The sequence below is a fragment of the Paenibacillus puerhi genome (assembly GCF_009846885.1).
Classification (GTDB): Bacteria; Bacillota; Bacilli; order Paenibacillales; family NBRC-103111; genus Paenibacillus_G; species Paenibacillus_G puerhi.
Map to the genome: position 1 here is coordinate 60,641 of NZ_WUWM01000030.1, position 12,624 is coordinate 73,264.

At 48.1% G+C, this 12,624-nt stretch carries 10 protein-coding genes, 16 tRNA genes and 1 rRNA gene; 4 read left to right on the forward strand and 23 right to left on the reverse strand.

Going from position 1 to position 12,624, the window contains the following annotated elements; all coding sequences use genetic code 11:
- Positions 1–8: 8 nt before the first annotated feature.
- The gene (locus tag GSF01_RS22885) at positions 9–980 is read right to left on the reverse strand and encodes an ABC transporter permease (RefSeq protein WP_159887619.1); all 972 of its coding nucleotides are present in this window, start codon (positions 978–980) and stop codon (positions 9–11) included.
- 336 nt (positions 981–1,316) lie between these two features.
- Here GSF01_RS22885 and GSF01_RS22890 point away from each other — a divergent pair, with 336 nt between their 5' ends.
- Positions 1,317–3,548, forward strand: a complete 2,232-nt coding sequence (locus tag GSF01_RS22890; RefSeq protein ID WP_159887620.1) for a helix-turn-helix transcriptional regulator — start codon at positions 1,317–1,319, stop codon at positions 3,546–3,548.
- A gap of 65 nt (positions 3,549–3,613) precedes the next feature.
- Here GSF01_RS22890 and GSF01_RS22895 read toward each other — a convergent pair whose 3' ends face one another.
- The 3 genes from GSF01_RS22895 to kduD all read right to left on the reverse strand — a co-directional run bounded on the left by GSF01_RS22895 (position 3,614) and on the right by kduD (position 6,082).
- On the reverse strand, positions 3,614–4,276 hold the full coding sequence (locus GSF01_RS22895; protein WP_159887621.1) for a bifunctional 2-keto-4-hydroxyglutarate aldolase/2-keto-3-deoxy-6-phosphogluconate aldolase: 663 nt from the start codon (positions 4,274–4,276) through the stop codon (positions 3,614–3,616).
- Positions 4,277–4,343: 67 nt separating this feature from the next.
- The gene (locus GSF01_RS22900; RefSeq protein ID WP_159887622.1) at positions 4,344–5,333 is read right to left on the reverse strand and encodes a sugar kinase; all 990 of its coding nucleotides are present in this window, start codon (positions 5,331–5,333) and stop codon (positions 4,344–4,346) included.
- Complete coding sequence (gene kduD / locus GSF01_RS22905; protein WP_235941690.1) at positions 5,333–6,082, reverse strand: 2-dehydro-3-deoxy-D-gluconate 5-dehydrogenase KduD; 750 nt, start codon at positions 6,080–6,082, stop codon at positions 5,333–5,335. The genes GSF01_RS22900 and kduD overlap by 1 nt, the downstream gene beginning before the upstream one ends.
- Positions 6,083–7,097: 1,015 nt before the next feature.
- Between kduD and GSF01_RS22910 the strand changes: the two genes are divergently transcribed.
- The 3 genes from GSF01_RS22910 to GSF01_RS22920 all read left to right on the forward strand — a co-directional run bounded on the left by GSF01_RS22910 (position 7,098) and on the right by GSF01_RS22920 (position 8,553).
- Positions 7,098–7,757, forward strand: coding sequence for a hypothetical protein (locus GSF01_RS22910; RefSeq protein WP_159887623.1), 660 nt, complete (start codon positions 7,098–7,100; stop codon positions 7,755–7,757).
- Positions 7,758–7,957: 200 nt separating this feature from the next.
- Positions 7,958–8,128, forward strand: a complete 171-nt coding sequence (locus GSF01_RS30470; RefSeq protein ID WP_407945794.1) for a S8 family serine peptidase — start codon at positions 7,958–7,960, stop codon at positions 8,126–8,128.
- A gap of 29 nt (positions 8,129–8,157) precedes the next feature.
- Entirely contained in the window at positions 8,158–8,553 is a 396-nt protein-coding gene (locus GSF01_RS22920; protein WP_159887624.1) for a S8 family serine peptidase, read from the forward strand.
- 687 nt (positions 8,554–9,240) lie between these two features.
- On the opposite strand, the gene GSF01_RS22925 is transcribed toward GSF01_RS22920, so the two are convergent.
- From GSF01_RS22925 to rrf, 19 genes are all read right to left on the reverse strand, one after another.
- A complete protein-coding gene (locus GSF01_RS22925; RefSeq protein WP_407945792.1) occupies positions 9,241–9,456 on the reverse strand; it encodes a transposase in 216 nt (71 codons plus the stop codon).
- A gap of 43 nt (positions 9,457–9,499) precedes the next feature.
- The gene (locus GSF01_RS22930; protein WP_159887625.1) at positions 9,500–9,778 is read right to left on the reverse strand and encodes a transposase; all 279 of its coding nucleotides are present in this window, start codon (positions 9,776–9,778) and stop codon (positions 9,500–9,502) included.
- Between the two features lie 861 nt (positions 9,779–10,639).
- Positions 10,640–10,713, reverse strand: a tRNA-Arg gene (locus GSF01_RS22935).
- Positions 10,714–10,721: 8 nt separating this feature from the next.
- Positions 10,722–10,795: transfer RNA gene (locus GSF01_RS22940), tRNA-Gly, on the reverse strand.
- Between the two features lie 6 nt (positions 10,796–10,801).
- Positions 10,802–10,878 (reverse strand) — tRNA-Pro (locus tag GSF01_RS22945).
- An 11-nt stretch (positions 10,879–10,889) separates the two neighbouring features.
- Positions 10,890–10,969, reverse strand: a tRNA-Leu gene (locus GSF01_RS22950).
- A gap of 12 nt (positions 10,970–10,981) precedes the next feature.
- A tRNA-Gly gene (locus tag GSF01_RS22955) sits at positions 10,982–11,056 on the reverse strand.
- Positions 11,057–11,107: 51 nt separating this feature from the next.
- A tRNA-Gly gene (locus tag GSF01_RS22960) sits at positions 11,108–11,182 on the reverse strand.
- 13 nt (positions 11,183–11,195) lie between these two features.
- Positions 11,196–11,268, reverse strand: a tRNA-Lys gene (locus tag GSF01_RS22965).
- Between the two features lie 8 nt (positions 11,269–11,276).
- Positions 11,277–11,348, reverse strand: a tRNA-Gln gene (locus GSF01_RS22970).
- 8 nt (positions 11,349–11,356) lie between these two features.
- Positions 11,357–11,432 (reverse strand) — tRNA-His (locus tag GSF01_RS22975).
- Between the two features lie 13 nt (positions 11,433–11,445).
- Positions 11,446–11,520: transfer RNA gene (locus tag GSF01_RS22980), tRNA-Thr, on the reverse strand.
- Positions 11,521–11,737: 217 nt separating this feature from the next.
- Positions 11,738–11,814, reverse strand: a tRNA-Asp gene (locus tag GSF01_RS22985).
- Between the two features lie 11 nt (positions 11,815–11,825).
- Positions 11,826–11,902 (reverse strand) — tRNA-Met (locus GSF01_RS22990).
- Between the two features lie 19 nt (positions 11,903–11,921).
- Positions 11,922–11,997, reverse strand: a tRNA-Val gene (locus tag GSF01_RS22995).
- A gap of 29 nt (positions 11,998–12,026) precedes the next feature.
- Positions 12,027–12,098: transfer RNA gene (locus GSF01_RS23000), tRNA-Glu, on the reverse strand.
- A 29-nt stretch (positions 12,099–12,127) separates the two neighbouring features.
- Positions 12,128–12,216, reverse strand: a tRNA-Ser gene (locus GSF01_RS23005).
- Positions 12,217–12,225: 9 nt separating this feature from the next.
- Positions 12,226–12,301: transfer RNA gene (locus tag GSF01_RS23010), tRNA-Asn, on the reverse strand.
- 31 nt (positions 12,302–12,332) lie between these two features.
- A 5S ribosomal RNA gene (gene rrf / locus GSF01_RS23015) occupies positions 12,333–12,449 on the reverse strand.
- Positions 12,450–12,624 lie beyond the last annotated feature (175 nt).

Consider the following 12,624-nt stretch of genomic DNA (forward strand, 5'->3'; position numbering starts at 1 on the left):
CTCGCCCTTTACCACAGGCTGGTTTCGCTCACCCGCCTCGCGATCGCATTGACCGTTACCAATATGGCGAAATTGATCACGGAGTTGAACAAACCGATCGCTGCGGAGAAGCCATATTCCGCTCCAAGAATGCCGCTTCGGTACACATGAGTCGCAATGACATCGGAGGCCTGCATATTCAGCGCATTTTGCAGCAAATATATTTTCTCGAAGCCTACTCCAAGCACACTTCCCATGTTCAATATAAGCAGAATAATCATCGTCGGCCGCAGCCCCGGCAGCTGGATATGCCAGATTCGGCGCAGTCTGCTGGCTCCATCCATCTGGGCCGCCTCATGCAGATGAGGATCGATCGCCGCCAGTGCAGCCAAGTAAATAATGGAGTTCCAGCCCATCTGCTGCCATACGCCGGATAACACATAGACGCTTTTGAACCAGCCCGGATCTGTCAGAAATGCGATAGACTCCAGCCCCAACGCGTTAAGCAGATGATTGACAAGACCTGTCTCGGGCGACAGAAAAATAAACAGCAGCCCGACCAACACCACGGTGGACAAAAAATGAGGCGCGTACAGAATCGTTTGTACCCACTGCTGCAGTCGCTTTTGCCGGACCTCATGAATCATCAGCGCCAGCAGGATCGGTACCGGGAACCCGGCTGCAATCTGGTAAATCCCGATCAGCAGCGTGTTTCTTAACAATCTCCAGAAATAGAAGCTTTCGAAAAACCGTTCGAAATGGCTAAAGCCGACCCATGGACTTCCCCAGATTCCTTTGGTAGCCAAATAATCCTTGAAGGCAATCTGCACGCCGTACATCGGCACGTATTCGAACACGATAAAGTACAGCATGACCGGAGTCAGGAGGGCATACAGCTCCCAATTGCTCCATATTTTCCTCCAACGGTTCGTTCGCCGGCCACCTCGCGCTTTCTCCGTGCGATAGCTCTTAGGCTCCAGCGTCGCTTCGCTCACAAGCATTCACCTCCTTCGGTACCTGTTTACGCTCTCGATACTAGCCCGTTGCCAGCCAAAAATAAATTGACTCTTTTTTAGCTGGCATACCGTTTCTTCCTTCTTCTCTCCCGGTAAAACCGCTGAATGCTGCGTCATCCCTGGATGATCCGTTACTTCCGAGCCTCTGCTTTAAGGTTTTGTAAATGGGTTGCTTGATGGAATTGCAACCTGTTAGCATCAAGTTATAGGCGCGTGTCGATTACGGTACTTCAGCCGAGCGAATCCTACGCGCAGCCTTCGTGATCCCGGTGTCGCTGTTTAACATCCTCTATAAGCATCTATGACCTAGGAGGAACTACTATGGGCCCAAGCCTAATGAAGCGCAGAACCTTACTTGTCCGCCTGTTCATGAGCTTCCTGACCATTATTGTGCTGTTGTCCGGATTTAATCTGGTTGTATTCTCTTATTTTCAACGAATCATTCAGCAGGAGATCATCAGTACAAACCATAACGCGCTCAGTCACGCTTCCGCCGGCTACAAGGCCCATTGGGAACGGCTGAGGACCGTCCTGTTCCAAGCTTATTACGAGCCTTCCCTGGTCGAATTCAACAGTCAGCTGCTTCCCAAGGAACAGGCCGACGCCAACTATTGGCTTGTTGTCGATATCGTCAAGCGTCTGCGGGAATCCGCCGCTAATCCGATCTATTATTTGGACAACCTCATGGTGCTGTACCGATCTAATTCCTTCATGGCGGATAAACAGGGAAGTGCCAGCTCGGTTACCCTGGATGCCCTGCCTGCCTTCCATCCGCCCTATACGTCCGCCTACTGGCAGGAGCAATTTACCGTTCCCGGCAGCTACCGGCTGCATCCGACCCAGAGCTATCCGCTTGATTCCTTTGACTCGAAGACCAAGCCGCTTCTGCCGTTTTCGTTCCAGCTGCCCGGTAGCAATTATATGGTAATCGCTATGGTCGACGTTGAGCGGCTGAACGCCTCCCTTCTTGGCGATGCTCCGCTTCTCATCGAGTCCCCTGACGGCCAACTGCTGTATCGCTCCTCATCCTCTTTAGAAATAAGCGATTGGCCTGTATTTGCAGAGGGAGAATCCGCTCGTCTTGCCGGAGATCGGTATTTCTTCACCTATACCGATCCGGATGAAGGCTTGCGCTATGTGACGGCCGTACCGTATGCCGCTATCGCCGCACAGGTTAATAAGCTCCGAACGGTACAGACGAGCGTTCTTCTCTTGTCTGTCGTTCTCGCACTTAGCTTATCGTATTGGTTCAGTCGCCGACTCCACTTGCCGGTCCGACAGATTCTGGCTTCGCTACAGCAGCACGATAGCCATTCTCCCCGGGTACGAACGACCATACGGGAGTTCGATACGATCAGCCGGCATATCGGCAGACTGACGGAGGAGCGCGAACAAATGACGGGCGAGCTGCGCAGCCGGGAAGCTCTGCTCACTCAGTACAGTTATTTGGCGAAGCTGAAGAGCCTGCATACCGGCATTACCGATTGGCGGGACTTTGTGGATGCGGAGGGACCTTTTTTCCTGGTGCTTTATCAGATGCAGAGCAGGAATCAAGAGCCCCTTAGCAAATCCATCAAGCGCGGCATTAAGGAGCAGGCCGAGTCGGCACTGTCCGGCTGCGGTCGGCATCTGCATACGTTTCAGATCGAAAATAATCAGCTGATCTCCATCGTGTTCACTCGGGGACCGGAGGATCGGGCGGACATACAGGAACGACTCTCCGGCCTTAAGGACATGCTGGATCAAGACCGCCGTATGTATCTCGTCACCATCGCGGTCAGCGCCTTATTCGAGACAGGTTCGGCGCTTAGCACCGCTTATAGTCAGGTGTCCGCTATGCTTCGGCAGGCGCTGCCGCGAGACGAGACGCAGATTATGACGTCCCTGGATCAAGTGCCCGCTTTATTTGTCTTCTCGGGCGAGCAGGAGCAGGAATTACTCGAGCATTTGAAATCCGGGCATGAACGCCTGTCCTTACAGACGCTGCATCGGATGCTGAATGCCATGGAGCGCCGGAACGCTACCTTGCTGCAGGTCAGACTGTTTGCGGAGCATGTGGCCTCCCGTCTGATCATAACTTTGGAGCAGCAAGAGGTTTCTCCCGATACCCTGCAGCGATTGTCGGTTTCTTCCGAAGACCTGCGCAACTGCTTGACGATGGACGAATTCCGAGCGGTGCTTGAATCCTTGGTTACGGCATATGGTCTCATTCTGCAAAGCCATAAGAAGCCGAAGGACGATGTGATTGAGTATGTCCTCCAAACCATCGAGCACGGATATGGCGACGACATTTCCCTGGATCAGATCGCCGAACAGCTGCAGCTTTCCAGCGCCTACTTATCCGTATATGTGAAGGAAAAGACCGGCATTAATTTCATCGATCACTTGAACCGCATTCGCATCCGAAAAGCCAAAGAGCTTCTTGTCGCCTCCGAGTTAAGCATCCAGTCGATCGGAGAACATATCGGCTACCGCAATGTGACCTCGTTTATCCGAATGTTTAAGAAACTGACGGGCGAGACGCCGGGTGAGTTCCGTAAATGTCACGCCTGAACGCAAAAAAGGAACGTTATCCCTTCAGGGGCATAACGTTCCTTCTTCATTCTGTGAACTGTTCCTTAGGCTTTGGCCGTCCGGTAAGCATCAATATATTGGGCCGCTCTCTTTGCCACGAGGCTGTAATCGCCAGTCTTAACGGCTTCACTGGTCAGATCGGAGCCAATTCCGACAGCTACGGCTCCAGCCTTGATCCATTCACCCAGATTGCTCAGCGATACGCCGCCTGTCGGCATGATATTAGCCTGCGGCAGCGGCCCTTTAATCGCCTTGATCATGGCCGGGGAATACAGGTTGCCTGGGAACAGCTTGACTACATCAACGCCCAGCTCCAGCGCCTTCTGGATTTCCTGGATCGTCATGACGCCCGGCATGACCGGTACGCGGTACCGGTTGCACAAGGTAACCGTGTCCGGGTTAAGGGAGGGGCCCACTACAAACTCCGACCCACTAAGAATGGCAGCTCGCGCGGTCTCCGGATCGAGTACGGTACCTACACCGATAATCGCATATTTGGATGGATCGGCAGACGTACTGGAGTACGTTTTGGCAAGCTTTTCAATAGCCTGCAGGGCGAAAGGAACCGTCATCGTCACTTCGATGACCTTGATCCCTCCTGCGATGGCCTGCTCGGCCATTTCCACAACCTCGTCGGGCGTTTCTCCACGTAGAACGGCTACTACGCCTTCCTCTACAATTTGCTGCACCAGCTTAATTTTTTTCATCGCCTGATTTCTTCCTTTCCCGAGTCGCCAATCTCATCCTTGCACCTTTAACAGCATACCCAGAGAATTACCTCTCCACATGCTTAACATTGTTCAAATACGCTTCTACTTGCTCCCATGTCGGGATGCCTTCCCAATCGCCTTCCATCTGCACAACCATACAGCCGATCAGGTTGCCCAGACGAACCGCTTCCGCGAGCTCATAGTTTTTCAGCAGGCCGACAAAGAACCCGGCACAAAATCCGTCTCCAGCTCCCACCGTATCCACGACCTGCTCGGCTTTGAAGTAAGGCACTTCCGTAACCGAGGTTTTGTCCACGATGTAGGTGACATCGTCTCCACCCTTCACGATGGATATACCCGGCAGCTCGCGCAGCTTACCTACAATCTCATCGAAGCTTTCCGTGCGGTATAGCAGCTTAAGCTCATCGAGACCCGGAAGGAAATAATCCGCTTCTTTAGCCATATCGAGCAGGACGCCGCGCGCTTCATCGATACTCCACAGCTTGAGTCTCAGATTAGGGTCAAAGCAAACCTTCACGCCATGCTTCTTCGCAAGACGAACCGCTTCCTTCACCGTTTCTCGGGCGCCTTCACTTAGAGCCATCGTTATGCCGGTCACATGCAAGTACTTCGCTTGCTTGATATAGGCCTCATCCAAATGCTCGGGCCTCATCAAGCTCGCGGCGGAGCCTTTGCGGTAGTAGTAAACCGATGTCTTGCCGGATACGACCTCGCGCAGCATCATCCCTGTCGGCGCCTCGGCCGTCAGCTCGGCACGGGATACCTCCACGCCTTCTCCGCGGATTTTCTTGAGAATCATCCGTCCGAACGGATCTTTACCCAATCGTCCGAACCAGCCGACCCGATGACCCAGACGTGAGATGCCGATCGCGACATTACTCTCCGCTCCGCCGAAAAGCGACTGGAATTGGGAGGAGTATTCAATCCCCTTCGTATTGTCAGGCATCATCAATGCCATCGATTCGCCAAATGTAACGATCTCCGGCTGAAACATTTGATCTTGGAATCCGCTCCCGTTCGCTCGCTCGCTCATTATCTGCTCATCCATCCGCCGTCGACACACAGCACGTGACCGCTCAAATAATCCGAAGCCGCAGATGCCAAGAAGACAGCAGGTCCCTGCAGATCCTCAGGAGTTCCCCAGCGTCCGGCAGGAATTCTTGCCAAAATCTGCGCATTCCGATCTTCATCCGCACGGATAGCCGCCGTATTGTCCGTAGACATATAGCCAGGAGCGATGGCATTGACTTGAACGCCTTTTCCAGCCCATTCGTTGGCCAGAGCCTTCGTCACCCCAGCGATCGCATGCTTGGAAGCTGTATATCCCGGCACGTTAATGCCGCCCTGGAAGCTGAGCATCGACGCAATGTTAATGATTTTGCCAGAGCCTTGCTTGATCATCTCGCGACCGACCAGTTGGGAAAGGAAGAAGGCCGAGTTCAAGTTCAGGTTCAACACATCATGCCAATCGCTAGCCGCGTGATCCGCTGCCGGAGTACGGCGAATAATCCCCGAGTTATTGACGAGAATGTCGATTCGTCCAAAAGCCGACAAAGCTTCCTGAACGACGCCTTCCAATCTGCTCTCATCCATCAGGTTGGCGACAATGGTATGCACTTTGCGACCAAGCGCTGCGATTTGATCCTGAACTTCACGCGTGCTGTCGTTGTTCGTAACAACCACGACATCCGCGCCAGCTGTGGCAAGTCCTAGCGAAATGCCTCCCCCTAAGCCAACAGCTCCTCCGGTTACCAATGCAACTTTTCCAGTCAAATCAAACATGCTAACGCCGCCTCTCATCATTGTAATTGAAACGTTTAAATTAATCGCAAGACTCCTGCAATCCGAGTCTTTGCTTTGCTTCTATTATACGTGAAAAGCCGACTTATTGCCAGACTGTCTTGGCCGAGGTTTATGCCTAAGCGGATTCCTAACGGGTTTAGGGAGAGAGCCCCTTCTGCTTAAGCTTGGATGAGGCCGCTGCACATGTTCAGCCAGAATATTTGCTGGAGGGGATTACTTTTAAGTTTTCTTGAAAATAAATGTTGACAGTGCAGTCGTTTGTTCGTATACCTTATTCATAAAGAAACTGGGCGTCGAGTCCAGAAATGTTTCAGTCATTGGATAAAAAACGCATTGAGCTGACGGTAAAAGCCATTGAAGGCTATGTCATGTGTAGCTGCTTGCGACAGGATTATTGCAGCTGATCGCTGTCCGCTATTCAACCTGGATTCCCGAAAAAACGTAACGAGGAACTTTAAACCCGCATAGATACTGGAAAGTTAACTCGTTACGAGTTGAGATACGTAATCATGTGATGTTTAGTTCGAATGACTGGAATTTCTTGATGTTACTGGGTTTGTGTCAAAACCTCGTTATGTATGATTAGGAATCTAGGATTCAAGCCGTGTTTCGGGCTTGTTCTTCCATTATCTGAAGACTCCCTCCAAAAGCATCGTATCCGGGGCTATGGTGATGACTTATTTACGCAAATCATTTTTCGGTTGTTTACTCAAAACCCGCAATCATCCATAGCGAAAATAATCTGATCCAAGCAAGAAAAGCCTGATTCTCACGCTGATTTGCTGGCTTCTTAAAATTGGAGAACTTTTGACGGTCCAGTACTTGACAAATTCAAATTTCATTTATGCAATTCCTTTTTTGTAAAATAATATAAATTATTATTTATAATATGAAAATATCCATTAATTGTATTTACTTATTTTACACTTTAAGGTAATCTTAGTTGCTAGGGATTCGGCCGAGTTTCAAATTATTTTAAGGAGAACGCTATCAAATGAAAAAAATCAGTACATTATTATTGACGTTAATTCTGCTTTTTACAACCGCAATCTCAGCATCTGCATCGGAAAAGAAAGAAAATTCGTCTACTCCTACAAAAGCTTCTCTTGAAAAAGCGAATAAAGCAATTGAAAAGGGTATAACAAAGCTTAACAAGAAGTTAGAAAAAGCAAATATTAAAGAGGATTATATAGTCATTGAGGAAAAAGTAGAAGGCACAGAAAATGAGACTATTGTACTTGAAATCAATCCCCAATTTAAAGATAAAGCTAAGAACAAAGAATATGGTGAAAATGCTGTACAACTGAGTAATCAGTATAATTCTACTGATGTTAATGTTTACATCACGTATAACGCGTGGTTTGGTGCTTGGTACATGAGATCCGCGGGTACATTTACTTGGGGCACTAACTCCTCAGGAACATCAGTAATTTCTGGTCATGCTATCAATTGTTCTAATGGTGCGGGTTTATTTTATTCTAGTTCCACTGCTCAATGTACTAACAGTCCAATTACCCCTAGTATTGTCGACCACTTCCATAATGCAAAATACACATATCTTTATGGATTGGGTATGACCTACAATGGTTACATTTCTGTCAGACTTACCGGTACTGGTAATTATATAGTTAACCAAGCTAGGTTTGATATTTAAGGTGATTCGCAGAAAAGACCCAGATTGGGTTTTTTCTTTTTTTCAAAATTTCTATGGAGTGATGATATTTGTGATTAATAGTATTAAAGTGTTGCTTTCTTTATGCTTTTTTTTATTGTTTCCTTATCTTAAATACAGGCTATTCATTTGCTACAAATAATTCTCCTTCTATTCCACGATCTGAAACTAATGCAAAAAATATTTTAGTAGCTGTATTTGATACTGGCGTTAATTACAATGATTCCTACTTCGAGAATTTACTTGTCACTGGTAAAAATATAATTGATCCTAAATCATCATATAAAGAAAATATTGGTCATGGAACTCAGGTAGCAGGTGTAATTGCAGATCAAATAAAAAAAATCACATAAAATCATGCCAATTAAGTGTGTTGATACTGATGGTCAAAATAGTGATTTTTATGTTGCAGAGGCCATTTTACTCTGTAGAATCAAAATCAAATGATATCATACTTTCATTAGGTTTAGACTATGCTTCAGATTTAATTATATCCGCTTTAGAGTTTGCTGGAGCCCATGGTGTTGTTGTAATCGCTGCGACTGGCAATAATGGCACAGAGATTAATTTTCCAGCTTCTTTTTCAACTGTACTCTCAGTTGGTGGTGTAAAAGCTAATGATGAGGTACAGCATCTGTCGAACTACGGTACTCAATTGGACATAGTGGCATATTGGAACGTATTTACTAGAAGTATAAATTCCTTTAATATTGATTCAGAAGCTACTTCAATGGCCGGCCCCACAAGTAGCTGTTTTAGCAGTTCAATTACTATGTAAGTATCCTAATTCAAACCCTCAGAAGATTTGGTCTCTAATTCGTTACTCCTCTCGAGATAATGGACAATTGGGATGGGATGTTCGATTTGGTTTTGGTGTTATCGATGCACATAATGCTTTAACAATGACTAACTATTGGCCCGTTCAGTGGTAATTTTACAATCTACGAAGCTGTTAGGGTTCCTACTGGAAAAAACTTAGTAGTATATTACACAAAAGTTCGGACAATGATTGTTTCACTTTTGGAATAGAGCGACCAGGCACTTTACAAGTGAGTATCGACACATTTTCTAACAATAACATTACTACATCTACAGTTACAGCTAATGGTGACATCCTTATCAGATATTATATTCATGATAAAGAATATGTTATTGACAATAACGGTGCTGGAGAATTAGAAGAAGTAGCTATTGAACGACTACAATCCAGCGAATTCATATTTGAGGTAAGTATTTTTTTGGAGTAACTGCGACCGGACACTACACAGTAAAAGGAGAACTTTCAGTTGAATAATAAGAACCCAAATAAGTTGAGAAATAACAACTCGTCCTCTGGCGTATCATTTTTGAAGTTCTACACTTATGCAGGTCTAATTTGCATTGCTGTATTTTTATTGAGTTATTTTGTATACATATATATACAAAGTATCGAATAAAACTACAACATTTCTGCGCTGCCCTTAATTTAGGGCTTGCTAAACAATATTTTTACGCGACCTTCGGTCGACAAGCAGTAAAAAATTGTATAATTAGAAAAAAGGGGGAAGAGACCCTGTAGTCGCCGCTCCAGGTTCATGACCAGAAACTGGATGGCGATGACGGCCAGACTCGTTTTGGCACCGCGTGCGCGATTGCGTCCAAGCCCTCGTTTACGTTTGCCTTCACCAAACTTACCTTCCATGGCGTTGCATTCGGCAGCGTCTTGCCGTTCTTGCTCGCGGTCTCTAGCTTCGTTTTGATATTTCGATGGTCTGACCGAGCTTAGGGCCGCTTAGCCGAATGCCGTGCTCCTTGCAGTAGCTGAGGTTCTCGCGGTTAGGGTAGATCTTGTCGGCTTGGATGACGACAGGATAATAACCGAAGCGCTGCTTGTATGCTTCTACGGAAGCTTGCAGCATTGTCGCTTCATTGAAGCTATCCCATTGCATCGATTCAATCGAAACGTAACCATCAACAAGTCTCGCCGCGATTTTATCCCCCCATAGAGCTTTAATTGACTTCAAATCCTTCAAACGCTAAAGGGGTAGAGTTTGTTGGACCTTGCCCATCTTGTCCATCATCACCACAACCTCTCACTACGGCTCCGCATTAACATGCCTATAACTTGCCAAATGCCTTGTCCATCTTGTCCATCCCAAAACTCAAACTTAACCCAAAGCTTCGCCTACAGCTTGTGTTTGTGGACAAAACAAGAGGAAACGGACAGCTAACAAGTTTCTTCCCTTTTGTGGACGGATAAACTTTTGTTGTGGGTACTGCATCAGTGGACAGCGTCATTTGTTCTCGCAGACCTTGACCGTCCTATCCTCCTTAGTACCTACCTCACCGCATACCTCTCTGCTTCAACCCCATCCTACTTTACAGCCTTACTGAGCGTCCCTTCCCTTTAACTCTCAAAGTCCCACATTCTTTCACCTTTCGTGGCGTAACAGCCTGTTACTAGCCTTCTTCACTTCTCGTCAGGCTCGTTCTATCCAACGCTAACTTCGCTCAGGCTAGAAACTTACTCAACCAACCCTCACCATGTTAAACATTTCTGTTGTGTGTTCGCGGCAATATTGGTCGTCATGTGGTGGCTGTAGATGTGTTAAACAGGATCTACCTATTATTAAACATACAGGTGGTGACTAGCGAAGTAGTAGATAGTATTCAAACAACCGCCACAGAATGTTAACAAGCGAAAATATTCACTTCTGTTCTCGCATCCACAAATTCAAAACTTATGTTCTTATTAAGAATGGTCGCCCCACGGTTGTTCAGATATTTACAACAGGGACAACCGTGGGTACTAGTTCTTATGAAATATTAATATCCTTAAAAACAAAAAAGCCGCGACACAACGCGGCTTCGTACATTTTCTTAAACGTCCCAGGAGGGATTCGAACCCCCGACCGACGGCTTAGAAGGCCGTTGCTCTATCCAGCTGAGCTACTGGAACTTAAATGATGGAGCGGGTGATGGGAATCGAACCCACGCTATTAGCTTGGAAGGCTAAAGTTCTACCATTGAACTACACCCGCATATGATGGTCGGGACGACACGATTTGAACATGCGACCCCCTGGTCCCAAACCAGGTGCTCTACCAAGCTGAGCTACGTCCCGATAAATGTAAGTGCCGGTAGAGGGACTCGAACCCACACGGTTTCCCTCGCGATTTTGAGTCGCGCGCGTCTGCCAATTCCGCCATACCGGCTTGCTATGCGATTGGAGCGGAAGACGGGAATCGAACCCGCGACCCTCGCCTTGGCAAGGCGATGCTCTACCGCTGAGCCACTTCCGCACAGATCATTACAATTTAAACACGAAATACAAAGCAAATCAAGTGGAAATTTGGAGCGGAAGACGGGAATCGAACCCGCGACCCTCGCCTTGGCAAGGCGATGCTCTACCGCTGAGCCACTTCCGCAAAATCCAAGAAGTGAGCCATGTAGGACTCGAACCTACGACACCCTGATTAAAAGTCAGGTGCTCTACCAACTGAGCTAATGGCTCGAAAAGAACTGGGGATCTAGGATTCGAACCTAGGCGTGACGGAGTCAAAGTCCGTTGCCTTACCGCTTGGCTAATCCCCAATAGGAAATGGGGCGATCGATGGGACTTGAACCCACGAATGCTGGAGCCACAGACCAGTGCGTTAACCCCTTCGCCACGACCGCCATATCCGACTTCTGGTGCCGTCGAGAGGAATCGAACCTCCGACCTACGCATTACGAGTGCGTTGCTCTACCGCTGAGCTACGACGGCATAAAATAAAAAATATCGGTACTCATCTATGTTCAGATGAACCGATGAGACCTGCTGCGAATCTGTAAGATTCTCACCCTGCATATACAGGATGTCATTTGATGGCGGAGCCGACGGGATACTCTTCGTTACACTACGAGACTGCGATGTAGCGCTATCGAAGCTTATGCTCCGGCGAACCCAAGTGTTCTCATCCCGTTTACACAGGAAGTATTCATGGCGGAGCCGACGGGATTCGAACCCGCGGTCTCCTGCGTGACAGGCAGGCATGTTAGGCCTCTACACCACGGCTCCACACATTAAATTGGTTGCGGGGGCAGGATTTGAACCTGCGGCCTTCGGGTTATGAGCCCGACGAGCTACCGGGCTGCTCCACCCCGCGTCGTACTTTGGAAATACTATGGTGGAGGCTGACGGGATCGAACCGCCGACCCTCTGCTTGTAAGGCAGATGCTCTCCCAGCTGAGCTAAGCCTCCATGGGAAGGTGAGCAAGATGCTCACCGTATGACCCGTAGGGGATTCGAACCCCTGTTACCTCCGTGAAAGGGAGGTGTCTTAACCCCTTGACCAACGGGCCTTACTATGTATCTAAAGCATAAGCATCTACGGAGAGAGAGGGATTCGAACCCTCGAGACGCTTGTGACGCCTACACGATTTCCAATCGTGCTCCTTCGGCCAGCTCGGACACCTCTCCAGGAGAAAATGGCTCCCCGAACAGGACTCGAACCTGTGACAACTCGATTAACAGTCGAGTGCTCTACCAACTGAGCTATCAGGGAATGTTAGTTTGAGGAGTCAAGCAATGAATCCGCTTGGCGACGTTCTACTCTCCCAGGACCCTTCGGTCCAAGTACCATCGACGCTGGAAGGCTTAACGTTCGTGTTCGGGATGGGTACGCGTGGTTCCCTTCCGCCATCATCACCAAACGGATCGATGTTCCTGCCAAGAAACATCAGGTCTTGCTTTCTCAAGGCGGCTTGCACCTTGAAAACTGGATGCGAAACTAAGCATGCTGAATGCTGTTAGCTTATTTGGATAAGCCCTCGACCGATTAGTATTCGTCAGCTACACGCGTTGCCGCGCTTCCACCCCGAACCTATC

Bases quoted from the DNA above. Each gene is read 5' to 3' on its own strand.
- GSF01_RS22885 (WP_159887619.1), bottom strand. From the start codon at position 980: ATGCTTGTGAGCGAAGCGACGCTGGAGCCTAAGAGCTATCGCACGGAG.
- GSF01_RS22910 (WP_159887623.1), top strand. From the start codon at position 7,098: ATGAAAAAAATCAGTACATTATTATTGACGTTAATTCTGCTTTTTACA.
- kduD (WP_235941690.1), bottom strand. From the start codon at position 6,082: ATGTTTGATTTGACTGGAAAAGTTGCATTGGTAACCGGAGGAGCTGTT.
- GSF01_RS22920 (WP_159887624.1), top strand. From the start codon at position 8,158: ATGGTCAAAATAGTGATTTTTATGTTGCAGAGGCCATTTTACTCTGTA.
- GSF01_RS22925 (WP_407945792.1), bottom strand. From the start codon at position 9,456: ATGGAAGGTAAGTTTGGTGAAGGCAAACGTAAACGAGGGCTTGGACGC.
- GSF01_RS22895 (WP_159887621.1), bottom strand. From the start codon at position 4,276: ATGAAAAAAATTAAGCTGGTGCAGCAAATTGTAGAGGAAGGCGTAGTA.
- GSF01_RS22890 (WP_159887620.1), top strand. From the start codon at position 1,317: ATGGGCCCAAGCCTAATGAAGCGCAGAACCTTACTTGTCCGCCTGTTC.
- GSF01_RS22900 (WP_159887622.1), bottom strand. From the start codon at position 5,333: ATGAGCGAGCGAGCGAACGGGAGCGGATTCCAAGATCAAATGTTTCAG.